Source organism: Marinobacter daepoensis DSM 16072, from assembly GCF_000421165.1.
In the GTDB taxonomy this organism is placed as follows: domain Bacteria; phylum Pseudomonadota; class Gammaproteobacteria; order Pseudomonadales; family Oleiphilaceae; genus Marinobacter; species Marinobacter daepoensis.
The window spans coordinates 1-24732 of sequence record NZ_ATWI01000011.1; the positions used below are offsets into that span (position 1 = coordinate 1).

The 24732-nt window shown below is 56.6% G+C and carries 17 protein-coding genes; 12 read left to right on the forward strand and 5 right to left on the reverse strand.

The window, feature by feature from the left end; genetic code table 11:
• The 5 genes from K325_RS18700 to K325_RS18800 all read left to right on the forward strand — a co-directional run.
• On the forward strand, window positions 1-818 hold an 818-nt coding region (locus K325_RS18700), incomplete at its 5' end, for a bacteriophage T4 gp5 trimerisation domain-containing protein (RefSeq protein ID WP_029654512.1).
• Complete coding sequence (locus tag K325_RS18265; RefSeq protein WP_029654513.1) at window positions 811-1740, forward strand: DUF4123 domain-containing protein; 930 nt, start codon at window positions 811-813, stop codon at window positions 1738-1740. The genes K325_RS18700 and K325_RS18265, both read left to right, overlap by 8 nt.
• Window positions 1733-5206: a toxin VasX gene (locus K325_RS0112015; RefSeq protein ID WP_029654514.1), complete on the forward strand. Its 3474-nt coding sequence runs from the start codon at window positions 1733-1735 to the stop codon at window positions 5204-5206. Before K325_RS18265 ends, K325_RS0112015 begins: the two co-directional genes overlap by 8 nt.
• A 2-nt stretch (window positions 5207-5208) precedes the next feature.
• Window positions 5209-6528, forward strand: coding sequence for a hypothetical protein (locus tag K325_RS18270; protein WP_156836595.1), 1320 nt, complete (start codon window positions 5209-5211; stop codon window positions 6526-6528).
• Between the two features lie 575 nt (window positions 6529-7103).
• On the forward strand, window positions 7104-7670 hold the full coding sequence (locus K325_RS18800; RefSeq protein ID WP_228128447.1) for a hypothetical protein: 567 nt from the start codon (window positions 7104-7106) through the stop codon (window positions 7668-7670).
• 35 nt (window positions 7671-7705) lie between these two features.
• Here K325_RS18800 and K325_RS0112030 read toward each other — a convergent pair whose 3' ends face one another.
• The 4 genes from K325_RS0112030 to K325_RS0112045 are packed head-to-tail and all read right to left on the reverse strand — an operon-like array spanning window position 7706 to window position 10352.
• On the reverse strand, window positions 7706-8800 hold the full coding sequence (locus tag K325_RS0112030; RefSeq protein ID WP_029654517.1) for a rhomboid family intramembrane serine protease: 1095 nt from the start codon (window positions 8798-8800) through the stop codon (window positions 7706-7708).
• Window positions 8801-8857: 57 nt separating this feature from the next.
• Window positions 8858-9190 carry a hypothetical protein gene (locus K325_RS0112035; protein WP_029654518.1) on the reverse strand — a complete coding sequence of 111 codons (333 nt, stop codon included), beginning with the start codon at window positions 9188-9190 and terminating at the stop codon, window positions 8858-8860.
• A 44-nt stretch (window positions 9191-9234) separates the two neighbouring features.
• Complete coding sequence (locus K325_RS0112040) at window positions 9235-9933, reverse strand: PspA/IM30 family protein (RefSeq protein ID WP_029654519.1); 699 nt, start codon at window positions 9931-9933, stop codon at window positions 9235-9237.
• 14 nt (window positions 9934-9947) lie between these two features.
• Window positions 9948-10352 carry a YjfI family protein gene (locus tag K325_RS0112045; protein WP_029654520.1) on the reverse strand — a complete coding sequence of 135 codons (405 nt, stop codon included), beginning with the start codon at window positions 10350-10352 and terminating at the stop codon, window positions 9948-9950.
• Window positions 10353-10556: 204 nt separating this feature from the next.
• Between K325_RS0112045 and K325_RS0112050 the strand changes: the two genes are divergently transcribed.
• The 4 genes from K325_RS0112050 (at window position 10557) to K325_RS0112065 (ending at window position 20233) form a co-directional block, all read left to right on the forward strand.
• Window positions 10557-11183, forward strand: coding sequence for a hypothetical protein (locus K325_RS0112050; RefSeq protein ID WP_029654521.1), 627 nt, complete (start codon window positions 10557-10559; stop codon window positions 11181-11183).
• A gap of 42 nt (window positions 11184-11225) precedes the next feature.
• A complete protein-coding gene (locus tag K325_RS0112055) occupies window positions 11226-13229 on the forward strand; it encodes a flotillin family protein (RefSeq protein WP_029654522.1) in 2004 nt (667 codons plus the stop codon).
• Between the two features lie 83 nt (window positions 13230-13312).
• Window positions 13313-18577 (forward strand): DNA repair ATPase, encoded by a 5265-nt coding sequence (locus tag K325_RS0112060; protein ID WP_029654523.1) that lies wholly within the window; start codon window positions 13313-13315, stop codon window positions 18575-18577.
• Window positions 18578-18613: 36 nt separating this feature from the next.
• Window positions 18614-20233 (forward strand): hypothetical protein, encoded by a 1620-nt coding sequence (locus K325_RS0112065; protein WP_029654524.1) that lies wholly within the window; start codon window positions 18614-18616, stop codon window positions 20231-20233.
• Between the two features lie 75 nt (window positions 20234-20308).
• Here the strand turns inward: K325_RS0112065 and K325_RS0112070 are convergent, their stop codons facing one another.
• Window positions 20309-21715 carry an SPFH domain-containing protein gene (locus K325_RS0112070; protein WP_029654525.1) on the reverse strand — a complete coding sequence of 469 codons (1407 nt, stop codon included), beginning with the start codon at window positions 21713-21715 and terminating at the stop codon, window positions 20309-20311.
• Between the two features lie 200 nt (window positions 21716-21915).
• On the opposite strand from K325_RS0112070, the gene K325_RS0112075 reads away from it, so the two are divergent.
• The 3 genes from K325_RS0112075 to K325_RS0112085 all read left to right on the forward strand — a co-directional run bounded on the left by K325_RS0112075 (window position 21916) and on the right by K325_RS0112085 (window position 24732).
• Entirely contained in the window at window positions 21916-23238 is a 1323-nt protein-coding gene (locus K325_RS0112075; RefSeq protein WP_029654526.1) for a glycerophosphodiester phosphodiesterase family protein, read from the forward strand.
• A gap of 129 nt (window positions 23239-23367) precedes the next feature.
• Complete coding sequence (locus K325_RS0112080) at window positions 23368-23805, forward strand: YtoQ family protein (RefSeq protein ID WP_029654527.1); 438 nt, start codon at window positions 23368-23370, stop codon at window positions 23803-23805.
• Between the two features lie 48 nt (window positions 23806-23853).
• Window positions 23854-24732, forward strand: coding sequence for a DNA ligase (locus K325_RS0112085; RefSeq protein ID WP_084694225.1), 879 nt, complete (start codon window positions 23854-23856; stop codon window positions 24730-24732).

Genomic DNA, 24732 nt, shown 5'->3' on the forward strand with positions numbered 1-24732 from the left:
ACGGCTTTATGGCCCTGCCCAGAATCGGCCACGAAGTCATCGTGTCTTTCCTCGACGGCGACCCGGACCAGCCCATCATCACCGGAAGAACCTACTACGCCACCAACACACCGCCGTACGCGCTGCCGGAGCACAAAACAAGAACCACCCTGAAGACCAAAACCCACAAGGGCGAAGGCAGCAACGAACTGCGGTTTGAAGACGAAGCGGACAAAGAACAGATCTACGTGCACGCCCAGAAAGACCTGGACCTGCTCACTGAGAACAACCGCACCGAAGTTATCAGGAACGACAGCCACCTGACGGTGGAGAACCACCAGTTCAGCCACACCAAAGGCAACAGCCACCACACCGTGGACGGCGAAAAGCGCGAGCAAACCGGCAAAGACCACAGCTTCAACGTAACCGGCACGCTGCACCTGAAAGCCGGCACCGCCTGGCTCAGTAACTCCGGCACCGAACTGCACATCAAAGCCGGCCAGAAAGCCGTCATCGAAGCTGGCGCCGAAATTACCCTGAAAGCCGGCGGCAGCTTCGTAAAAATCGATCCCAGCGGCGTGGCCATGGGCGGCGCGAGCATCAAGATGAACGCCGGTGGCGCTGGCGGTAAGGGCAGTGGACAGAAGGTGCAGGTGCCGGAGATGCCCGGGTTGGTGGATGCCGGTGGCGCCTATACCGAACCTGCTGCGCTGGCCACGGTTGGCCAGAGAATCAAGGCGCAACCGGATGCCCAGATGCGTGCGCTGCAGGAAGGCAAAGCCCTGACCTCCATTTGTCAGGCAGAAGAGAACACATCGGGAGATGGGGCCGATGTTTGATGTTTTCGAAACACCTTCACAAACCAGCACTCAGCTTCAGGACATGCATTTCAATTATGTCCTGATTGATGGCAGCAAACGCGCAGAGGCAGAACGCTGGTTGTATGAACTCGTCGACACTCCGGACTATCGTAATCTGTTTGATGGCACTGAATGGGCATCAATTCGCAATGTTGCACCGTTGTTGGTGCGCACTGAACGGGGCCACCCGTTGTTGGAGCGACTGTCTCTGGAAGGCAAAACACAAGAGTGGGGCTACGCGATTGCCAGCGATGAATCGTTGGACGCGTTAGCTGATCATCTGCGCGGCTTTATCACCGTACACCACCCTTTAGGCTATAGCGTCATGTTGCGGTTCGCCGACCCAACCGTTGCACGGGTCTTGTTGGCTTCTTCCGGTGATGGCGGGGTGCCCGAATACTGGTCTCCGTTCTCTGCGGTTAAGCTCCCGGACGCCTTATGGGATGGCTGGCACCTTCAGAGACGCCCGGATTGGCTGCCGAAGGTTGTCGTTGGACGGAACGCGGAGAGGCGTGCGTCATTTCGGCTGGGTGAACTCACCCTCAGCGGTTTAACGGACACGGATCGACGCGCAACGCTGGTCAAACTGATGCAGCACGTTGAGACCTATTTCCCGAGCAGGGTTGCGTCGAACGTAAGGCCGGCTGTAGTAAAGGATCTTCGGACCATCATGGAGCAGGCGTTGGCCAATGGCTATGAATCGCTACAGGCCTTGCTCCACTGGGGTACCGTATACGGTTATCTGGGAGAGCTGTCGCTGTGGGAAGCAGCAGCCCCTGGCATTTATGACCTTTTTCATCGATGGCCAGGAATGGCCGCAGAAACCCAGGCCAGAAAAGCGGCGATGATCGCCATGTCTTCTGCTGGAACCCAAGTGCAAGGAGAGCCGATTCATGGGTAAGCAACTTACTAACCCCATAGTAGCCGCCGACCGCGCAAGCCTGGCAAGCACCACGGCTCAAGGCGCCTGCCCTTTGACTCGTACGGATATTCAGTTGATCCCGGTACGATACGCTTATGCCGATGAGGCGGCGGCTCACCCCTCATTGGAGCCTGGATTTAACCTCGAATTTCAGCCGATTGGTATCCGCCAGATACGGGATGGCTACCTGTACCTGTTCCATTCGGATGCGCCTGACATTCTGCATGAATACGAAGTCAAAGACGGCGGCGCGGTCACCAAGCGCTTATGGCAAGGTAATGAAGCCGCTCAGGATCAGCGTACTGGCATTCCGGACACTCCGGCCATCGTGGTTCCGCGCAAGGGGCATGTCGATGTCTTTTTCTCGGCCACACAGCTGACCGCTAAAAAGTGCAGCATGCTTATTAGCTGGGATGATTACCGCAAACAGGTGATGCAGCGAGTGAGCTTATCTGGTTACTGCCCCATCAATGGAAAGCCCCAGTTGTTGAGCAAGGCAAGTCTGGAATCGCTGTTGACCCACCCAGATGCTCGAACCGAGCCCATGGAGGGGAAAACGCATTTGCCCTCGTGGTATTGGGCCCAGGAGACACTGGATACTGGCTCTGAACCGTTCGCCCATCGATTACCAGCTTATGATCTGGACCATGCGTATATCGTGGTTGATGATTTTATGGGCCACATCGATGACCTGCTGGATGCCTGGGCCATTGTGGATACCAACCATAACGCTTGGTTGGAGGCGGAGGACGCGAAATACTATCCAGCGCGCTTCATCAGCGATCTGATTCGATTGGATGACGACCGAGTAGCTGAGTTGGCTCGAGCGTTTTCGGAGCAGATTGATGATGACGATGCCAAAGCAGTATTCAGGAAGATTGCTGAAGGTAACCGAGAACAACACGGACGTTTGACGCAGTTGATCGAAGACTTCCCTGAGTATCGACAAAGCGCCCGAAAAGCATACAGTTCCAATGCCTACACTTACATGCCAGCGGATCAGACTCGGGTTAGCAAAATGCGTAACGCCACCGGGGCACTGGCAACGGACTTGGGATTGTCGCAGCGGGAAGTTCTGGGTGCTGTCGAGACCATGTCGGACTACCAGGAAAATCTTGTGGACGGTTCGACCCTCAGTGGCCAGCAAGGCATCGCAGACTTGGTGAAGCTGGACGACATGAATGCCTATCTGGAACAGGCCCAGCAGCATCTGTCCTGGTTTGACGAGGAAAAGCGACGGATCGTGACGGATATTCAGGCATTATTGGCCACCTTTTACCTTCATGGCCATTTGTACGACCGGGAAAGCGATGCCGACTATATGGCACTGCTGAAGATGGACAACGGCTTGATTGCGGTGCTTACGGAATGGGCGCAATCATCGGGTGATTTTTCTTTCCTGAAGCAATTCTACTTTGAGGAGATCGGGCATCAGCATTTGATCTCTCTGGACCTGAAACCCGAGATCATCCCCGGCACGTTGAAAGAGTTGATCGATGGCCTGAAAGCCATTATGGATGCCAAACAAGCACCCGCGGCATATCAGGAATGGGTTCAACTGGTTGAACAGAGCCCCTATTTACAATTTCCGTCTCTTTCGGAGGGTGCTGCCGCACAACTCAGCCACCATCTGGCCCAGCTCAACATTACCGGTCGATTGGCGGTGTTCGAGTTAGTACAAGCGGCGGATGCCGCCGATTTGCATGGCCGCCTGAGGCAAGTGTTTGAGCGCATGGACCCTGGCTTGCGGGCCCACATCTTCGAGAACCAGAGGTTGTATCAGATTGACCTGGAGATTGCCGATGCCGACAGCCTTAGCAGGCATGAATCTCTCGTGAAGGAAATCGAACGGCTGGCCAAATTGCGTGAGGAGGTTTTGGAACGGGAAAATCGCCTTCAGCAGCGGCATAGCGAGGCCAGTACCCGAGAGCGTCGCCGATACAAACGAGAGTACGACGAACAGATCCGGGCCATCCGAGCCCAAAAGCAAGAGCTGACCAATCAGCTCCGTGAGCGAGGTTTTCAACTGATGGATACCTCCCCGATTGAGGGGGAAAACCACAGCGGAGCCCTCCTGATTGCTGGGTTAACCCGGACCGCCTACGGCCATGCGGTGCAATCCGAAGTTGATGAACTGAAACGCCTGAGAGAGCGTGGTGGACTTACCCGCATGATGGATTATGGCCGGGGTATCTTGACCTCAGGGCAAGACAAGCTGGATCTGCCGAAACGTCTTGGCGGCATGGGATTGGTGTCGTTTATGGGATTGGTTGGGGCAGTTGGAACATGGGATGCTATCAAAAAATTGATAAACGACGATCCGGATGGCAGTTGGTCAGAGGCGTTTTCCGGCGCGACAGGGACAATCGGCGCGGCCGCCAGTGTCCTGACCATCGTCGGCAGCGCCCGCCTGAATTATTACTACCAGACCATCTCCCAGGCGGATGAGGTTCTGACGCGGTTGGCCCGGGTGAATGTGTGGGGGGGCACGATTGCCGCTTGGGCTGGGTTCTTATCTGCGGGTGCCGACTGGTTTAAGCAACTGGCTGTGATGGTTAAATCTTCAAGTGGTAACGGAACCCGGGCGGGCGCTGGTGTCACTTTAATTGGTGATAGCATGCTGGTTTATGGAAGTTGGAAAATGGCCAAAACGGGGTCTATTGGTCTGTTTCATCGGTTGGTGGACGCTCGAGAAATTGCCTGGAAGCCAGCAAATGGCAAATTGCTCAGCTGGAAAGCGGTCAATAAGAATATGCTGGGCTTGGCGGGAGGCCTATTCCGGGGCCTGAATGCCTGGCTCTGGGTAGGCACGATTATGGTCTGTATTGGCAATTGGATACAGAATTATTTCAAGCGCACAGAGGTGCAGAATTGGTGTGAACAGAGCGCCTGGGGTAATGACTCCAAAGATTGGGACGCGGACCAACAACGCCACGAACTGGCCAAAGCCATCTACAAGCCCACTCTGATGGTGAGGGCAGAACAGGCCGCATTGGACGGACGAACAAGCTATTGCGCCTTTCGTCTTGAGCTGCCCGGACTGAGCTCACTGCAATCGGATAACGTGGAATGGGCGGTACTAAGGCAGGAGGGAGCTGTTTGGAACCCTGATCAGGACTATTGGAATCAGGCGATTACGGTTAAAAGTATGGGGGAGGCTGGAGTTGCTTTGGAATTGCACTTGACCGATGTGGAGCTAGAGACGGCTAAAGGTTTTTATCTCGCTTTCCGCTATAAGGCGTCCAATTCTTCTAACTGGTTGCCGGAATCCGAGAAGGCATATCACTACAAACTCATTTTTCATGAACAGGGCAATCTGCCAAGGGTTGGAGCCAACGAGATCAAAGAGTGGAAACCGGTAATACCACTTGATGATCCCGACCATCGGTTGAATACCTTGATCACTAACTATCACGCTCTGATAAGCGAATCTAAGAAGTCTTGACTATGCCTGAATCCTACAAGAACCAGTCATCCACTGAATCGTCATTTGAGTCAAACTGGGAAGCAGGTGCACGCAACACAACCAAGGACGGTCGGTTACTGGCTCTCAGTCCTGAGCCGGTGATGACAGGGGAATGGGCGGCAGACGTCAACACTTGGATTAGGCGGAAAACCGAGGGCTGGCTGGATTTGCAGATAGGTAACCTATTGTTTGGCGCCGAATTTGCCTTGATGTTTCTAAGCTTGGGTCTGCTATCTATCGGTTTCTTGGGGTTTGGGTTTATGTTCATAGTTGGCCCGAACCAGTTTGGCCAATGGGCTTGGGAGGCGCCATTGTTCATGCTTGTTGGAAACCTCCTCGTCTCTTTACCTTGGGGGCTTTATTTTTATTTCCTAGGTAACAAGGTGGTGAAAGGAACCCCGCCGGTAAGGTTTAACCGGCAACGTCGAGAAGTAGCGATGCCTCGCTGGACGGAAGGGAAGGAATTCAAACTGCCATTCTGGAATGATAGTGCTGGTGGTATCGCGTACATAGCTTATATTGGCACTATTGCTGCTGTAATTGTCCCTTTTACGCTGGAAGGTGAGTCGGCGGAGTATGTCCAATGGTTGGTAACTATATTCGCCACGGCATTAGCAGTCGAAACTTTGGTTTTAGGAGCCTACTTTTTCATCGCCCTCCGCCTAAAGAAAAAACACGACCCCAAACTCGTCTACGAAATCTACCCGTGGGAGAAACTGGTCGCCTACATTGAAACCCGCCAGGACATCGGCCCTGGCCTGATGGCTACCCACACGGTGCTCACCCTGGCGATTCCGAAACCCAACGACCCGGAATCGGCCCTGGCCGCTGCCAGCATCAACGTCGGCCATGAAACAGCTGGCCTGGCCCAGTGGGAGTGTCTTCGCCAGTTTATGGAGAACGGTCCCGAGGCCTGCCCGGATCCGAAAGAGGATGAAACCCTCGCCCACTACAAAGCCAAGTGCCGACAGGCCCGCAAAGAGATGTCCTTGTTGCCCTGGCTGGGCAAGAAAGTGGGCGACTGGTTCTTCCAGCGATACCTCGCCCATATCATCACTGAACGCCGCATCAAGACCCTGGCCCTGAAAAGCTTGCCAGAAGAACTGAAAGCCTGGTCCGCACCGTTGCCCAAGGAACAGTGGGCCCAACCATCGGAGGCACTGCAGAGTCTGAATCAACAACTCGCACGCGCTTATGAACGTGGCCTGAAGTTTACCCAGATGGGGCCAGTCTCTGAATGGCAGGCGGGTCGTGAGGAGAAGAAACAACAGAAGCGAGGAAGAGGTCGTTTCCGGGCCTGAGCATCATTTTGAGCAAGAAGAATCATATGGATATGAGCCCTCGCACACCCCAGGAGGGGGTTAATGTTTCTGAGGCCGGATTCAAAGGCCGTAGCAAACTCGCGGGTTCCACCTGGCCGAGTTATTACAGCTCCTATGCTTATCGTTCTGACGCGATTCCCGAGCAAAGCAATCAAACTCAGGAATTGAACCGAACCGGATTAGATCGCTCAGCCAGCTTACGTTTACCGTGGGGTAATACCCGAGAAGTAATGCCGCCCGCCTTTATTTCAAGAGACCCGCCCAAGAAGTTGCGGCGACTGGAGAAAAAAGAGGATCTGGCAGCGAAGTACGGACTTCACGTTGAGAATAATCATGAGTGTTTCCGGTATGCACCATTGGCTTTTCAGGCGCGCTTTTTCGACATGATGAGTGTCGCGGGTAAGATTTGGGCATACATTGTTTCTCCCGGATATTTGATAACATTGATTTTGATGTCGCCGTTGTTTACATCCATTAGTAGAAACTATTCTGAGTACATACAAAGTCTTGGTTTGTTCGAATTTATTATGCTTGGAGGCGGCTGGATTCTCATTTTGATCGCAGATCTCGCCTTCCGCCTCTTCCCGAAGTGGCTTTTCCGGAATGGCCGAGGCCCTGAGTGGGAATTCAATCGTCGCACCGGCATGATCAAGGTCTGGCAATACCCGAGAAAGTTTCCTTTTCTCCCCAGAAAGCCTCCGGTAGTGGTTGAAAAGCCCTTCTACGAATTCGATGCCTGGTGCTGCGCGCGGGTGGACCGTTTCGGTAGTGTGTTTGATCTCGTGCTCTCTCACCGATACAGCAAACTGGACGTTACCGTTGGCGATCTTCTCGGCGCCCATGGCAGCCCCACCATGTGTTACGCCTACTGGGATTTCATCCAGAATTACATGGACAGCACCAGGCCGCTGCCGGAGCTGCCCTTGCTGGAGCAGTATCGGCACCTTGACCCGACCACCATAAAGCATGATCAGGCAACGGGCCGTCCGTCACGTTACTGGCGGGATATGGATGATAAAACCTTCAAGCAGAAAGTGGACGACATGTTTACCGATGTCTCGATCATCGATACGACTCGTCGGCCAGACCTGATGGCAGAAAAGCTGAGTTATGCGTCCTGATCAAGTGGGAGGTTATTCCGGTGTTGCCCCGCGATTTACCGCTGCAACACCGCCTCCGACCGATTCAACATAGCAATCAGTGGATTCTTCCTGAACACATAGTCTTTGAGCAAATAACCCAGCATAAGTCCCAAAGCAAAACCGCCCAGATGCGCAGCCCAGGCCACGCCGCCCTGAGAAGTGAACATGCCGAACAGGTTGATCAGGCTCCAGATCAGGAAGTACCAGTGGGGCGCGAGCTTTTTCTGGTAAACAACAATCATGAAGGTAAGGCTGGCGTGGCGGAACCACATCAGATACAGACCAAATAGCGTGGCGATTGAGCCGCTGGCGCCAATCAGCAGCAATGGCCCCTGGCTGGTGTCGAACAGCAGCAGCTCGGCCAGAGCGGCCATAACCCCTGCGAACAGGTAAAGCGCCAGAAAGGCACCGTGGCCCAGGGCATCTTCCAGGTTGTCACCGATGATCCACAGGAAATACATATTGCCTACCAGATGCATCAGGCCACCGTGGACGAACTGGTAGCTGAGCAGTTGCAGCACAAAGTGGGAGGGGCTCCGGGTGTCGGAGTTCAGGCCCAGATTCACAAAAATCCATTCGTGAGCCTCTGGTGAGAATGTGCCAAGCCCAAACATCAGAACGCACAGTGCGACCAGTGCCCGGGTAACCCAGGGGGTACGGTGGGGCTTTACGTTGTACTCAACGGGCATGGCAGTGAGGAACTGGAAGAGCCAGGACTTCCAGGTCACCGATTGGTTCAGGTCTGTCAGGGCCTGTTTGATTTTCGGCGAATGCATAACCTGATCAACTTCGTGTTTGTCGAGCCAGACGCCGTCGCATGTGGGGCAGCAATCGATTTCGGTGCTGTAGTGTGCCAGGAGCTGGTAGTGCACCATGGGGACGTGGCATCGCCGGCAGTGGCGGTCACTGGTTCTGAGGGCAGGGCCCAGATGCACCTCGTGCTCGTATTGATCGATACATTCGTGTTGCTGGGCAATGGCGTGGTTCAGTGAGCCGTCTTCAAACCACAGGCCATGGCACTCACGACAGTCAAAAATGGCCGGATTGCTGGAGGGGGCCAGGCTGTTTGTGTTGCAGGCCGGGCAGCGTTGATGACGTTGTCTGGGCATGACGTCCTTTTCCTGGTGAAGCGTTTCCTGAGGCACATAAGCCCCAGGTTTTTCCTGTTACTGATCGGATTCGGTCAGGTAATGCCTGGCAAACCCCTGCAACTCCTCGGCCACCCGTTGACGGATTGCAGCCCGGTCTTGTGGGTCCAGGCCGTATTTGCCTGCCAGCAACTCAAAATCTTCGTCTTTGAGGGTGACGGTCAGGCGGGGGCGGGCCCGGCCTTTGCGATAGGGTAATTGCAGAACTTTGCGCACCATATCGGCGGTGGTCATGTCCTGCATGGCGGCGGATACGCGGAAAGCCCGCTGAATGTCGTTGGACAGGTCAAACGCCATCTGGACGGCCTTCACCGCCTGCTCTTCTTTGGACCAGTCCTGTTTGTTTTCCATGGTTGTGCCTGCAATGTGGCCCCGGAGACCGGGGCACACCGTATTTACTGGGGGGTATTGCTGCCTTTCAGGCGGGCCAGTACGTCGTTTACCGCGTCCTGCTCGCCGTCGATGCCAGCGGCCTTCAGTTTCTCATCAAGGTCTGCACCGGTGAGCTCTTTCTCCAGTGTGGCGCTGGCGGTCTGGCGGTCCTCTTCACGGGCCTGGCGTTCACGAATCCGCTCCAGCGTCTCCTTGGCCGTGCTCAGAGACGACTGCTGGCTGTTGATGTTGGTGTCAATCTGGGCCGTGGTGCGCAGTACCCGCTCGTTGGTTTTCACCACCTGCAGTTCCCGGCGGTAGTCGGCCAGTTGTTTCTCGGCCTTCTGTACCCGGTCTTTCAGGCCGGCGATGCGTTGTTGCAGCAGTTCCCGTGTCTGGGTCAGTTCAGTCGCACGCCGTTCGTGGCCAACAATGCGTTCGGCCACTTCCCGGGCCAGCTCTTCCTGGCCGGCGGCGATGGCCTTTCGGGCATCGTCCTCGCGCTTGCTGGCGCTGTCCTGTTCGGTGCGGATCTGGCGGGCCAAAGATGCGGCTTCCGCCATCAGGGACGCCAGTTCGTGCTTGGCCTGCTTCAATTCCTGCTCGGAATCCCGCAGTTCCTGTTCCAGAATCCGGTTGCCTTGGCTGTCGACCACCGCTTCGCCCAGCTCGTTGACGCCGCCGCGCATGGCGGTCAGAATTTTCTTCAGTACCGTTCTCATGTCTTTGCCCTCACTCAAGCCAGATAATCTTCAAACGTCTGTAACAGGTCGATGGCATTCTCGGCGAGCGTTACCAGTTCCTGCATGATCTCGCTGGTGCCAGAGGCGGGACTGAGCGCGCCGTAGACCACATAATGTTGGCCGGTCTTGCCCAGTGAACTCAGCGGCATGGGGACGCTGAGGCGCAACATGTTCTCATGCAGTTCGTTCAGGCGTTCGGGTTTCAGTTCCTGTTCGTCGAAAAGGTACGCAAGGCACAGAATCTGAGTGTCGGTTACCGTAATGTAGACCGGTGTTTCTTCGGCACCGGAAACCGTTACCTGCAGCACCGGCTCTTCACCGGCAATGGGCATCACATCGAAGGTTCGGCCGGCATGGGTGGCATCGCCCAAGGCCAGGGTGAGAGATTGGGTATCCACGAATAGCTCCTTCCTGTGGCGTTTAAATCGGTTCGGCCGATTCGGACGAACCTTGTCCTGTTGCTTGACATTTTATGTCGATGGAACGAGTCTATACCTCGCAATTAAACATTTGCAAGAAATAGTTTGTTTACGTTATAAAACATCGACAGTCTGACAGCGACTGTCGCCCAGTGGATTTACCAGACGGATATCTGGTCACGTATGGATACATTCTTAGCGGTTGCGTTTTCTTTCCCTACGGTGATTTTCTCCGTATTGCTGTGTGTGGCCATCGTTTACTGGCTCATTTCCCTTGTGGGGCTGGGGGATATCGAGGCCGATGGCGATATTGATGCGTCGGGAGATTTTAGTGGCCTGATGGTGACTCTGGGGTTGCAGGGTGTGCCTCTGCCACTCGTGCTGACACTGCTTTTTCTCTGTAGTTGGCTGGTGAGCTATTTCACCGTTCTGCTGTGGGGTGCCCTGGTGCCCGCCGGCTTTCTGTACTGGCTTTTTGGCTTTGCGGTTCTGGCGGCTGCGCTGATCATCAGCGTGCTTGTCACCGCCATGCTGGTCAGGCCGCTGCGGCCGCTGTTTCGGCGAGCTTATCTGCCCCCCCTTCAAAAACGCATTATCGGCACCGCCTGTGTCGTAATCTCAGCCACGGTTACCGAAACCAAGGGCCGTGCTGAGGCGGTGCTGGACGGCGCTCATCTGGTCCTTCAGGTTCGCAGCCATACGCCATTGTCGCACCGTGAACGGGCGGTGCTGATAGAACATATTCCGGACAAAAACGCCTGGTGGGTGGTTCCGGAATCCGAATTCCTGGCCGGTGACTCGGCCGGTTAATCCCGCACCTACATTCCACAACCAGCGCAGGAGAATGACTAAATGGATTTATCTTGGATGATGCCGGCAATCATGACCGTTGGGGTCCTGGTTCTGCTGATTTTGGGCATACTGACTTTGTTCAAGGCATTCTACCGCAAGGTAGACCAGGGGCAGGCCCTGATCGTGAACGACCTTTCGCCCACGCCCAAAGTGTATTTCACCGGGGCGATGGTATTACCCGTGATTCACCGTTCCGAGACCATGAAAATCTCGGTGATCACTCTGGAACTGAACCGGACTGGCAAGGAAGGCCTGATCTGTAAAGACAACCTGCGGGCCGACATTACGGTGGCCTTCTACCTGCGCGTCAACGAGACCCAGGAAGACGTATTGCGGGTTGCCAAATCGGTGGGTGTTGGCCGGGCTTCCGACCGCGACGCGGTGAACGAACTGTTCAACGCGAAGTTCAGTGAAGCGCTGAAAACGGTGGGTAAAAAGCTGGAGTTCATGCAGCTGTTTGAGGAGCGCCAGCGCTTCCGCGACTCCATCGTAGAGACCATTGGGGAAGATCTGAACGGCTACATTCTGGAAGACGTGGCCATTGATTACCTGGAGCAGACGCCCAAGACCTCGCTGGACCCGAACAACATTCTGGATTCCGAGGGTATCAAGCGCATCACCGAAATTACCGCGCTGCATAATGTGGAAACCAACCGGCTGGAGCGGGATCAGGAGCTGGAAATCCAGCGCAAGAACGTGTCAGCCCGCGAAGCGTCTCTGGAACTGGAACGTAGTCAGGCCGAAGCCGAAGCCCGTCAGCGCCGGGAAATCGAAACGCTGCAGGCCCGGGAAACCTCGGAAACCGAGCAGGTGCGTGAGCAGGAGCGGGCTCGTGCGGAGTCTGCCCGCATCAAGACCGATGAAGAGCTGTCGATTGCCGACGAGAACAAGCAGCGCCAGATAGAAATGGCGATGAAGGCGCGTGAGCGCGCGGTGCAGATCGAGGAAGTCCGCATTCGCCAGGCGCGGGAGCTTGAGGATGTGAACCGTGAACGGGCGGTGGAAATCGAACGCATTGGCATGGAAAAAGCGCTGGAAGAAGAGCGCAAGGAAATTGCTGACATCACCAGCCAGCGTATTGCGGTTGAGCGCAACGTGGCCGAAGAGGAAGAGAACATCAAGGATGTTCGCAACCGTTCCGAAGCGGATCGTCTGAAGGTGAAGAAAGTGGTGGCGGCGGAAGCCGAGGCCGAAGAGCAGAAACTGAAAGATGTGAAAGCGGCAGAAGCGGCGTTTGAGCGCTCCAAGCTGGAGGCCGAGCAGATTCGCGTGACCGCGCAGGCGGAAATGGATGCGGCCGAGAAGAAATCGGTGGCGGATGAAAAACTGGCTCGTGGTCATCAGGCCATGGCGGCGGCTGATGGCCTGGCGGAAGCTCAGGTCAAGGAAGCGCAGGCATCGGCCATCCGGGCTGACGGTCTTGCCCGTGCCGAGGTCAAGTCGGTGACGGCGAAGGCTGACGAAGAAGCGGGTATGGCGGAAGTGCGGGTGCTGGAGCAGCGTCTGGAAACCGAAGCCATGGGCGAAGAGAAACTGGGACTGGCCAAAGCCGATGCCCGGAAGGCGATGGTGCTGGCTGAAGCCGAAGGTGAGCAGCGCATGGGCCATGCGAAAGCAGAAGCCCGCGAAGCCATGGCGAAAGCCGAAGCGGCTGGCCTGGTTGAGAAGCTCAAAGCCTACGACGGCATGTCTGAGGAGTCTCGTCACTTTGAGGAATTCCGCATGAACCTGGAGGTTCATGAGAAGGAAGTGATGGCTCAGATCGACGCTCAGAAGGCTGGCATGCTGGAGAATGGCCGCGTGATGGCGGCAGCTCTGAAAGATGCCAAGTTCGAAATGATCGGTGGCGATGGCGGTATTTTCGAGAAATTTGCCCAGGGCCTTGGGTACGGCAAAAGCGTACAGGGCGTGCTGGAGAAGTCTCCGTCGTTGCAGGCGGCGCTGTCCAACATTGCTGGTCGGGTGGCGGGTGACAAACCCAGCCGAAGCTCCGAAACGGCCTGACACGGCAGACATCCCCGGCACCTGAATCTGGGTGCCGGGGCTTTTCGCTAACCACATGTTCCATTGGTTCAGGATGATTTGGTATGTCGACGGATCGCACCGAGCTCGAAAGTATTGTTCAGGAAGGCTCTGCCTTTGAAACCATCAAGCGTCGGCTGAAAGAGCAGGGCGGGCAGCTGCGGGAGCAGGTGTCGGGGCTGAATCAGGCCCGTGAGGATATCTTCGGCAGTGCCGGCATGAATGTGCTGGGTCGGGCCCGGGTCCGTACCGAAAACAATGCCATTGCCCGGGATGTGGTGCGTCTGGGCGACAAGCTGTTGTTTGGTTTCAACCTGCAGCTTGGGTTGCGCAAAACCCTGGTCATTGAAGATGTTTTTCGCCTGTATCACCTGAACGATGGTGACAGCGGGTTTGAGATGACCGAAGCGGCGATTGACGGGTCTTTCCTCAAGGATGACCGTTTCACCACCGACTTCCGGGAACTTCAGCAGTACTACAATACCGCGACTCTGTCCCAACTGGTCATCCTCAAGGGCATGTTGCTGATGGCGTTCCGCATTGGCGACAAACTGGACGACCTGCGGGTTTTCCGCTGGGAACTTCAGCCGGACGGCGAGGTCAGCCGATACATTGATAACCGGGGGGAGCGGGATCTTTCCTACCCGGATCGTTTCAGTTTTCCTTGGGAAACGGTGGGCCGCGACAGTCAGGTCCAGGGCCGCTCTCCCCACCTGAACATCGCCGATACCCTGTTTGTGGATAACCTTCGGGGCAACATTACCTTCAAGGTCGAGAACAATACCGCAACGGGTGAGGGCATCTATTCCGACCCGGTGGAATCCGATTCTCAGTCACTGGACGACGCCACCTTTGATTTTGCCGATCTGGGCGAGATCCTGTTGGTGCGGATACTGCCTTTCAATGAAGAACACTGGCGTTATTACCTGTTCAACCGCACCGAGCGGAACATTGAGCGGGTGGATGCCATGGCCGGGTCGGTGGCCTCGCTGCCCGACAACCACGGCCTGATTTTTCCCTCTGGTTACTACCTGAGCACCGGAGAGCTGAAGACCTTCCAGATTCCTGCCGGTGACTTCCGCCTCAAGCGCACCTTGCGGGCGCCCAATGGCGAGGACATGTTGTACGTGTTCTTTGAGCAGCGCACGGGCCAGGTGATCCTGTTCCGCTACAACCTGATCCGCAAACAGGCGGATGTGCCCTTGATCGGCCATGGTTACGCGTTGTTCGAAAACGGACATCTGGTGATTTTCAATGCCGACGCGGAGCCCACTCTGGTTCACCCGTTGCAGGTGTGGGAAACGCCGTTTACGTCGGAAAGTTTCCATGCGGCGGCCAATGTGGCCAACGATTCCGAGCTGGCCCGGATTGGCAATCCTGAACTGGTCCGCGGCATTGCGGAACTGAACACCGTCGTTACCCTGGTGGAAGGGGCTAACGCCAGTGAGCGGCACTTTACCGGCCTGATTCGCACCGTTGACCGCATTCTGGATCAGTTTTTCTGGCTGTCAGCGCGTCAGGACGACGCGCTGTTTGTGAATTTGCACCAGCAGCTCAGCACCATTCGGGGCACCGCTGAGCTGGTGCTGGACGAGTACGAGAAAGTTCAGAGTATCCGGGCGCAGACTGAGGCGGCCATTACCGAAGTGGCGCAGGATCAGGGCGCGCTGATGCGCGACCTGAAACCCGACAGCTGGAAAGCACCGGACCAGTTCGTCAGTTATCTGGCGCGCCTGCGGGACCATCGCGGCCGGGTACGAACCCTCAACGACCGGCGCTACGCTGACAAGTCCCGCATCGAGACACTGGAACACGAGCTGACGCAAGCAGAAGACCGACTGACGGAGCGGACGTTCCGGTTCCTGGCGTCGCCGGAAGCTCTGGACGGGTACCGCCAGACGCTGACCGAGCTGCAAACGGCACTCGCGGAAGCCGACACCCGGGATGCCCTGAAGGCCATTGTCGATCGCTACCGGGAACTGACGGATGGCCTGGATATGATCCAGAGCATGCTGGCGTCCATGGGCGGGGACGATGCGGCGCTGGAAACCGCCATTACCGATAATATTTCCGGTATTTACGCCACCATCAACCAGCAGCGCTCTGAGGCGGAGATTCGCCTGAAAGAGCAGGGCAGTGCCGAAGCCCGGGCCCAGTTTGCCGCCCGCATCCGCCTGTTCGAGCAGAGTCTGGCCAACGGGGTCAGTGCCTTGTCGGACGTCCGCGAATGCGACGGTTTGATGACCCGGATGCTGGACCAGTTGCAGGAGCTGGAAAGCCAGTTTGGTGAGTACGACGAGTTTCTGGCTGCCATTCTGGAGCAGCGTGAAAATGCCCATGAGAGCATTGAGGCGCGGCGTCAGCAGTTGCAGGATCAGCAACAGCGGCGGGTCACCACGCTGACCGATGCCGCCGCCCGTATTCTCAAGAATCTGACCCGTCGCACGGAGCGTTTTACCAGTCCGGAAGAATTGCACGCGTTCTTCGCCTCCGATGCCATGGTTGCCCGGTTGCGCAGCATGGCCGGCGAGCTGCGGGAACTGGGTGCCGCGATGGAGGCGGACGACTGCCTGGGGCAGCTGAAGGCGGCTCAGGACACGGCCCTGCGCAGTGTGCGCGACAAGGCCGATATCTTCGAGGATGGCGGTGCCATCATACGGCTGGGCAAGCATAAGTTCAGCGTAAACCAGCAGGAGCTGGACCTGACGCTGATACCCCGGGACGACCATGTACTGTTGCATCTGACCGGTACCCAGTACTACGAACGCCTGGAGGAGCCGGAGCTGGACCGCCTTCGTGGCTACTGGAACATGAGCCAGCCGTCGGAGTCGGATAAGGTCTATCGCGGCGAGTACCTGGCGTCGCTGGTGATCGACGAATTCCGGAAAACCGCCGATTTACCGGTGAATGTCGCGGACCTGGATGAACTGACCGATTTTATTCGCAAGTTCGCCTCACCCCGATACCGCGAAGGCTATGAAAAAGGCATTCATGACCGCGATGCGGCGCTGATTGTCAGTACCCTGTGGCCGGCCATTCAGAATGCCGGGTTGCTTCGGTTCAGCCCCAGCGCCCGGGCTTTGGGCATGTTGTTCTGGTCCCGGCTGAGTCAGCAGCCGGAGGCCGCACAGCAATTGCGCTCCCGTTGCCTGTCGGCGGGAATTCTCAGCCGCATGATGCAGTCTGGTGATCTTCTGGCGTCTCTGCAGCAGGAACTTGAGCCGAAGCTTGCCAGCTTTGTGGACAGCCAGGAGCTGGCACTCGTGGCACCGGGCAGTGCGGGGCGCAGCCTGGTCCGGTCGGCGGCGCATTACCTGGTGCAGCAACTGGCGGAAGAGGCAGAAACCTTCGATCTGACCCGCTATGCCAGTGATCTCGCGTCAGGGTTTGTGGAAACCCTGAAACGGGATAACCAGTTTGCGCAATATCAGCAGGCACTTGATGTCGTGGCCGATCAGCCAGCAGCCCGCTGGACCATCACCAGCCACTGGCTGAAAGCCTGGATGGCCAAAGCCAATCAGCAGCATCTGCTGCACTATCTGCCGGAAGCGGTGGCTGTGTTGAATGTGGGCGAGGGCGTGAAAACGTCCGTCCGCAGTGTTGAGCTGGCGTTCCAGATAGAAGGCCTGTTGGGCCAGCATCCGCGCATTGAAGAACGGACACTCAGCCTTCAGCTGGATGAGTACGATGAACGCCTGCGTTACCATCAGCAGGAGATCATCCCCGGCTGGCAGCAGCTGCAGGAAGTGCGGCATCAGGTGCTGGAGAAATGGCGGGATCAGTTGCGGCTGAATGAATTCCGGCCCCGCCCGCTGTCCTCTTTTGTGCGCAACAAGCTGATCAGCGAAAGCTATCTGCCGATCATCGGTGACAACCTGGCCAAACAGATGGGCACGGCGGGTGAAGACCGCCGCACGGATCAGTCCGGCCTGCTGATGATGATCTCGCCGCCCGGCTACGGGAAAACTACGTTGATGGAATACGTGGCCAACCGTCTGGGCCTGATCTTCATGAAGATCAACTGCCCGAGCCTGGGCCACGACGTGATGTCGCTGGACCCGGAGAAGGCGCCTCATTCCACCGCCGAAGCGGAGCTCATCAAGCTTAACCTGGCGCTGGAAATGGGCAACAACGTGATGCTGTATCTGGATGACATTCAGCATACCCATCCCGAGTTCCTGCAGAAGTTCATCTCCCTGTGTGACGGCACCCGGCGCATTGAAGGGGTGTGGCGTGGCAAGACCCGTACCTACGACATGCGGGGCAAACGTTTCTGTGTGGTGATGGCCGGTAACCCCTACACCGAGAGCGGGGATGTGTTCAAAGTGCCGGACATGCTCGCCAACCGGGCAGACATTTATAACCTGGGTGATGTGCTGTCGGGCATGGAGCACGCCTTCGCTCTGTCCTACATCGAGAACAGCCTGAGCTCCAATCAGGTGCTGGCGCCACTGGCCACCCGGGGCATGGCCGACTTTTACCGGTTTGCGGACCTGGCCGAAGGCAAGACAGTGGCCGACTCGGACTTCGAACACGATTACAGTGCCGCTGAGCGGGACGAAATCGTGGCTCTGCTGAAGAAAATGATCCGCGTGCGTGAGACCGTGTTGCGGGTGAACCAGGCCTACATTGCCTCCAGTGCCCAGGCCGAAGCCTATCGCACCGAGCCCACCTTCAAGCTTCAGGGCAGCTACCGGAACATGAACAAGCTGGCCGAGAAACTGTCGCCAGTGATGAGTGACCGGGAGCTGGAAGCGCTGATCGATGACCACTATCAGGGGGAAGCCCAGCTGCTGACCTACGGTGCAGAAGAAAACTTACTCAAACTTAAACAGATGAGAGGCACCCAGACCGACGAGGAAGCGGCCCGCTGGCAGGCCATCTGCGAAGAATATCGACGCCGCCAGGAAGCCGGCGGGGATGAGGAAACCGGTGTCAAAGTGGTGCGTCAGTTGGGCCTGATTGCCGAGCACATGCAGCAACTTGGGCAACAGCTGGTCAGTGGCCTCGACACACCGCGTGCCCAGGAACCCGATCTGGACAAAGCCATCAGCCAGTTGTCCCGATCTCTGGAAACCGGCCTGACTGAAGGTCTGCAATCGGTGCAGCTGAATCCTGCCGTCACCGTCAATCTGGACAGCCCCCCGCAGGTCGGTGATGCTCTGATGGCGTTTGCGCGGGTATTCGAGGAATCGATCGTGCCGTTGGTGCAAACCATGGATGGCAAGCTGGATCTGGACCTGAAAACCCAGCAGGAAATGAGCCGTGTATTGCGAGTGATCCGCGACCTTCAGGACAGATTGCTCGCGCAGGACCGGGCTCAGAGCTAACCCGTTAACAAGGCAATAAAAGGATGCTGCCAAGCGATGATCAAGGAAGATTTGTCTGTGCCTACAGCAGCGGAGTTTACCGAGACGTTGAACCGCGGTGACCACCTGAAGCTCATTCGGGATTGGGCCGATGTTGTATTTCACACCGTGTTCGTTAGAAAGCACCCGGGGCTTGAGTTGCCCGCATTACATTCGGTTGAGGGGCACCAGAGTTTCATGGCAAGCCCGGATGCAAATGCAATTCTCAGGGCCTTGGATGACTTTGCTATCCCGGACGGTGCGGACGTCTTTATTAAGTCTGAACCGTTGCGAGAGCTGGCCAGAAACGCATATATGCTGGGGGCCTGGCTGACCTGGCCTGGTGCCGGTATCGTCATGAACCGCTCACTCATGGAACTGTTGGGGATGAATGCCCTGATACCTGTGCGTGGTGGGCAAGAGCGGTTGTACCAGGCGCAGGTTTATTCGGTTCAGGGCGAGAGCCGTGAGGGGCGTTCGGCGGACGTCAGGTCGCAAGCCTGGAAGGTCAGCGGTGTTTCTGTCGAAACCGGGTTGACGCTTACTGATGAATTCCTGGTCTATGACGACGGCAAGTTCCTTCTTTTTGACGTGGATGGTGGCGCGGTTCCTGCTCCCCGCCTCCGTATGAGAAGTCAGTTAGACTCAGATGAAAAGGTGCTATTCGATACCTGGGACCGGCCGGTTTACGATTTTGAGGCGTTGACCCGAGGCGAAGAGGACGCGGTTGATGATCCCGCCCATGATACCTATGTTCCCTATCCCTCATTGCTTGATGAGGCATTGCTGAAGTCTTTCCGTGAACTTGAGCGGGCAGTTAACAATGAGATTATGCCCGATTCAAGCCGGCTTCAGCTGGAAGTTAGCAAAGATGAGGTTTTTGCTGAAGTTGAGGCCCCCGGCGCCGACTGCCTGGATCGCGTTGAGGGCCGTAAATTCTGGATTGTTTTCGAGGACCACCCCGATTGGTGTTTGTGGCTGGGTGGGGGTGGCCTGGCATTGACCGACTACTCCGATGAGGTCTGGTTGCCTGGCTCAACCGGTCGCCATGAGGTGCCAGAGCCTTTACGCCTGAAAGTAGTTCGGGCCATTGCCTGGACGTTATTCTGGAAGGGGCGTGAGCCAGGCACTCGTGTGTCGCTTTTCCCCGGCCAGTTTGGGGGGCTGAGGCCTTTTCGGCCGGACAATCTGGACCGGATCTTCCATCCGTCGCTGGAGGATACCCGTTTCCCGGTGCTGGCTTCCATGCCTTGCAGTACCAAACAGGTCCCTGTGCTGGTGCACGGTGAGGTGCCCGAAGGTTACGTGATTGAAGTGCTGGAACAGCTGAAAGTGCCAGCATCCGACCTTCCCCGGGGAATACCCCGTCGAGATAGCTTGCTCTTGAACGGTGCGGTTCACTTTTGCTCGATGTGTGGCCCTATTGTGATACCCAAGGCCGCTGTTGAGTTTCCCGATGAATGGTACACCGGTATTCGAACCTCCAACACGCAGCTCATTTCCGATTTCAAAACATATCTGGGTGGCTCGTCCCAAGGTAAGCCTGCACCGGACAAAGATCCTGATAGCCCGGGTGCTGTGATCGGCATCTGTCTCGGTGTTATTGCCCTCGTGTTGATGTTTGTTCTGGTGCTGTAAGACTCCGGGTTCCTCACCCCAGGCTTGTGGCTGGAGTGTGGCCGGCGGAGGCCACACTCTCAGGGCATGTAGTGGTCAGGGTGCTATTGTGGTGTTCGCTCTGCGTAACTGCTCCATAGCGCCAAGGCTGGTAAATACTTCCAGACTACTGACCGGGCTGCCGCTGCCGTCTGACCCCACGTAGTAATCCGGCATATCGATGGTCACGTCCTTCAGGGCCGGATACATCACCTGGGCGATATCGCGCTGAATCTCAGCCATGTAGATATCCCGTGCTGCCTGTTTGGCCAGCAGGTGAGCCTTGGCCACTTCGGCTTCTGCCATGCCTTGCTCGCGAATGGCTTTTGCGGCGTAGGTGGCGGCATCGGCGTTGGCTTTCTGGATATCCCGTTCCGCAATTGAGATCTCCAGTTGCTTTTGCTTCTCCAGCACGGCTACGGCTTTTTCTTTCTCTTTTCGGACCGTCTCCAGTTCCGCCTGCTGGCGTTCCATTTCCACTTCCTTCTGTTTGGAAATAATCGCCAGTTCCTTGCTGCGCTGGGCATCCTGAATCGCCCGGGCCTTTTCAATCTCTTTTTCCAGTTGGGCGGTCTTGGCTTCAGCCCGTGCCGTTTCCTGAGCCTGGATGGCCGTGATTCGTTTGGCCACCAGGTCTTTCTTCTTAACCAGCAGCTCATCCAGGCGTTTCTCCGGCAGGGGACGGCCAATGGTCACCTGTCGCACCTGAATACCATAGGCATCCAATGGGTTGGCGATGCGCTTCGGCTGGCCGGTGGCGTTCTGCAGGATGATGTTTTTCCAGACTAGCTGAACCTTTCGTTCAAGCCGGTCGCCATCATCGTTCGTGGAGGAAACCGCGGCAAGATCGGTTTGTTCCACTTCCACCTGTCGCCGTTCGGTTTCATAAAGGCCGTTCTGCAGCTGGTCTTCCAGTTGCACCTTGAATTTGTTCAGGCCGCCCTGGAAGAACTCCTCGCCGGTGTACTGGGTGGCTGTCACGACGGTTACGTTCTTGGCGTTTTTGATCAACAGGGAGTCGATCAGATTGTCATAGCTCCGGAATTCCCGGTGCATGGCCACGATTTTTTCAGGGTCAGACGATAGCCGGAAGCGGAACGTAGCTGGGATGCGGGCGGTGTAAGTATCGGCAAACTGAACTTCGACCTCCCCCAACTGGCGTGTGGAGCGGATCTTCTCGCCGCTTTCCTGATTGCCAAAGCTCAACGTCATGGCCTGATTGTAGGTGTAGACGTTTGAGAAAAACGGAACTTTAAAATGTACGCCGGGTTCGGTGAAAACCCGGATACTGCCGAACAGGGTGTCCTGAACCACGTAGGTGTAGCCCAGCTCGGTGGTAAAGAACGAGGACATGGCCAGAAAAACGGCGAACAACGAGCTTGCGATGGCCAGAAGGTATTTTTTCAGGTTAGGAATGAGTGGAGAAACCCATTTCTCCTTCCTTGAGACTGCCGAGGCATCCATTCGAGACTCCTGATGATATTTGGGGCGACCGAATGTACCTGAGTGTCAGCATGGCTCTGTAGGAAAAAGAGTCAGATTTTTGTAGGAAATGACTGCAGGTGATCAATTTTGAACCTGCTGGTCAAAAAAACGTCATGCTCCGGTCATGGCTCATGTGAACACTAACAGGGCAGTTACGTTCATTTCACAAGGAGCAGGTTATGAAGTTGCGCGTTTTAACCGGGTTGGTATTGAGTACGCTGGTGGCCGGAGCCGCCTATGGTAAGACGGATCGTCATGACGTACCGGGCTGGCAACCGCCAGGACAGGAGAAGCGTCAGGGAGCCGGATCATGGGGGGGCAAGCCCGCTCACAAAGCGTCAGGCACTCAGTCCGTGCAGGTCGGGGCGCGGCCCTACTGGCTGGTGGACAATATGGATGAAGGGCCACTGAAGGAACAGCTGGAGTCCTGCAAGGTGACGAACTTTCGCTCGTCCGACTTTTCAATCGGCCATCGGGGCGCACCGTTGCAGTTTCCGGAACATACCCGCGAATCCTACGTTGCAGCTGCCAGAATGGGAGCGGGTATTCTTGAGTGCGATGTGGCGTTCACCAAGGATCGTGAACTGGTATGTCGTCATGCCCAGAACGACCTCCATACCACCACCAACATTGTGACCATTCCCGAGCTGAACGCAAAATGCACCCAGCCGTTTGTGCCGGCAGATCCGGAAGCGGGCACTCCGGCGAAGGCCGAATGCCGCACCAGTGACATCACGCTCGCGGAGTTCAAACGCCTTGAGGGCAAGATGGACGCCTATGACCCCATGGCCACCACGCCGGAAGAGTTCGTGGGTGGAACAGCCGACTGGCGCACAGATCTCTATGCCAGCCGCGGCACTTTGCTCAGCCATCGTGAAAGTATCGAGTTGTTCAAGTCGCTGGGTGTGAAATTTACACCGGAGCTCAAATCGCCGGTGGTGGACATGCCCTTTGACGGCGATTACAGCCAGCAGGATTACGCCCGTCAGATGATTCAGGATTACCGGGATGCGGGTGTGCGCCCGGAGGATGTCTGGCCGCAGTCCTTTAACCTTGATGATGTGCTGTTCTGGGTTAATGAAACCCCTCGTTTCGGCAAGCAGGCAGTGTTCCTGGATCAATCACCGATCACTCCGGAAACAGCCTCACTGGCATACATGGAGAGTCTGAAAGCCCGTGGTGTCAATGTGCTTGCACCGGCACTCTGGAAGATGCTGGCACTGGATAGCTACGGCGAGATTGTTCCGTCTGAGTACGCCCGGAATGCCCGGGTGGCTGGTCTGGACATGATTGCCTGGTCGATTGAGCGCAGTGGCCCGCTGGAAACTGGCGGTGGCTGGTACTACCAGACGGTGAATGACGCCATCAATAATGACGGAGATGTGCTGAACGTCATTGATGTCCTGGCTCAGGATGTTGGTGTGATCGGGATTTTCTCGGACTGGCCTGCGACCACGACCTTCTACGCCAACTGCATGAACGGTAAGCAGGGACGGCGCTAAAAAGCTGAGAGGCACGGAACCCTGTACCCAGGGTTCCGTGCCTGCACAGTATGCCTCTGAACATCCGGGGCCATTTGGCGTATCATGCCCGCCTCATACACCGACTGTATTCATGAAAGGGAGCCCACCATGATCTGGACTGTCTATCTTTCCGGGGAAATTCATACCGACTGGCGGGAACAGATTGCCGCTGGTGCAGAGGCTGCAGGCCTTCCGGTAGAGTTTACCTCTGCCAACACTGACCACGAATCCAGCGATGCCGCCGGTGATTTTCTGGGTAAGCCGGAGAGCGGCTTCTGGCGTGACCACCAATCTTCCAAGGTGAACGCCATTCGTACCAAAACGTTGCTGGAGCAGTGCGACCTGGCGGTTATCCGGTTTGGCGATAAATACAAACAGTGGAACGCGGCGTTTGATGCCGGATACTGTGCTGCCATGGGCACGCCCTACATTACGCTGCACGACGAAGACATTGTGCACCCGCTCAAGGAAGTGGATGCCGCAGCCATGGCCTGGGCGAAAACGCCGGAACAGGTTGTTGAACTGCTGAAGTATGTGACGGGCTGACCGGGCGCAGGACGCTCGTATACAGGATGTAAAAAAGGGCAAAGGATTATGCCACGCTGCACGACCGGTTTTGCCAGGGCTGTTGCCCTGGCAAGCCATCTTTTCTGCTTTCTGGCGTTTCTGCCAGCGCTAGCCCTGGCACAGACACCGGCCATCCCTCTGGCAAACGTCTATCATCAGGGTGTGAATCTCCAGGGATACTGGGTCAGCGAAAAACTGGATGGTGTCAGAGCCTACTGGGACGGTGACAAACTTTGGTCCCGGGGTGGTCATGTATATGCCGCGCCTGAGTGGTTTGTGGCGCATTTCCCGGAACACCCGATGGACGGTGAATTGTGGAGTGGCCGGGGCCGTTTTGCAGAGCTGTCCGGGGTGGTACGCAAGTCCAGGCCCGAGGATAGGGAGTGGCGAGAGGTCCGGTTCCATGTATTCGATATACCCGCAGAAGGGGTGCCTTTTGAGCAACGCTATCGGCGTCTGAAATCTCTGGTGCGTAATGCAGGATCCCGGTATCTGGCTGTGGTGAACCAGAGCCCGGTCGAGAGCCATCAGGTTTTGATGGCGAAGCTGGAAAGAGCCGTTGATGAGGGGGCCGAAGGCCTGATGCTGAAACGCAAGGCCGGTCTGTACCGGGCGGGCCGTTCAGACGACCTTCTCAAGGTAAAACAGCACCAGGATGCCGAAGCAACCGTGGTTGGTTATCGTCCCGGAAACGGCAAATACGATGGGATGATGGGGGCGTTGGAGGTTGAGCTGGATGACGGACGCCGGTTTCGGTTGGGCACGGGGTTCAGTGAGGCTGAGCGACAGAACCCACCCCCGGTTGGTGCCAGAGTGACGTTCCGGTATCGCGGGCTTACGGCAACGGGATTGCCCCGGTTTGCCAGTTTCCAGCGAATCCGGAATGACGAACCGGAGCGGAGGTAA

What these genes read in the sequence shown, in the direction of transcription:
- K325_RS18265 (WP_029654513.1), top strand. Translation starts at nt 811, where the DNA reads ATGTTTGATGTTTTCGAAACACCTTCACAAACCAGCACTCAGCTTCAG.
- K325_RS0112015 (WP_029654514.1), top strand. Translation starts at nt 1,733, where the DNA reads ATGGGTAAGCAACTTACTAACCCCATAGTAGCCGCCGACCGCGCAAGC.
- K325_RS18270 (WP_156836595.1), top strand. Translation starts at nt 5,209, where the DNA reads ATGCCTGAATCCTACAAGAACCAGTCATCCACTGAATCGTCATTTGAG.
- K325_RS0112030 (WP_029654517.1), bottom strand. Translation starts at nt 8,800, where the DNA reads ATGCCCAGACAACGTCATCAACGCTGCCCGGCCTGCAACACAAACAGC.
- K325_RS0112035 (WP_029654518.1), bottom strand. Translation starts at nt 9,190, where the DNA reads ATGGAAAACAAACAGGACTGGTCCAAAGAAGAGCAGGCGGTGAAGGCC.
- K325_RS0112040 (WP_029654519.1), bottom strand. Translation starts at nt 9,933, where the DNA reads ATGAGAACGGTACTGAAGAAAATTCTGACCGCCATGCGCGGCGGCGTC.
- K325_RS0112050 (WP_029654521.1), top strand. Translation starts at nt 10,557, where the DNA reads ATGGATACATTCTTAGCGGTTGCGTTTTCTTTCCCTACGGTGATTTTC.
- K325_RS0112055 (WP_029654522.1), top strand. Translation starts at nt 11,226, where the DNA reads ATGGATTTATCTTGGATGATGCCGGCAATCATGACCGTTGGGGTCCTG.
- K325_RS0112060 (WP_029654523.1), top strand. Translation starts at nt 13,313, where the DNA reads ATGTCGACGGATCGCACCGAGCTCGAAAGTATTGTTCAGGAAGGCTCT.
- K325_RS0112065 (WP_029654524.1), top strand. Translation starts at nt 18,614, where the DNA reads ATGATCAAGGAAGATTTGTCTGTGCCTACAGCAGCGGAGTTTACCGAG.
- K325_RS0112070 (WP_029654525.1), bottom strand. Translation starts at nt 21,715, where the DNA reads ATGGATGCCTCGGCAGTCTCAAGGAAGGAGAAATGGGTTTCTCCACTC.
- K325_RS0112075 (WP_029654526.1), top strand. Translation starts at nt 21,916, where the DNA reads ATGAAGTTGCGCGTTTTAACCGGGTTGGTATTGAGTACGCTGGTGGCC.
- K325_RS0112080 (WP_029654527.1), top strand. Translation starts at nt 23,368, where the DNA reads ATGATCTGGACTGTCTATCTTTCCGGGGAAATTCATACCGACTGGCGG.
- K325_RS0112085 (WP_084694225.1), top strand. Translation starts at nt 23,854, where the DNA reads ATGCCACGCTGCACGACCGGTTTTGCCAGGGCTGTTGCCCTGGCAAGC.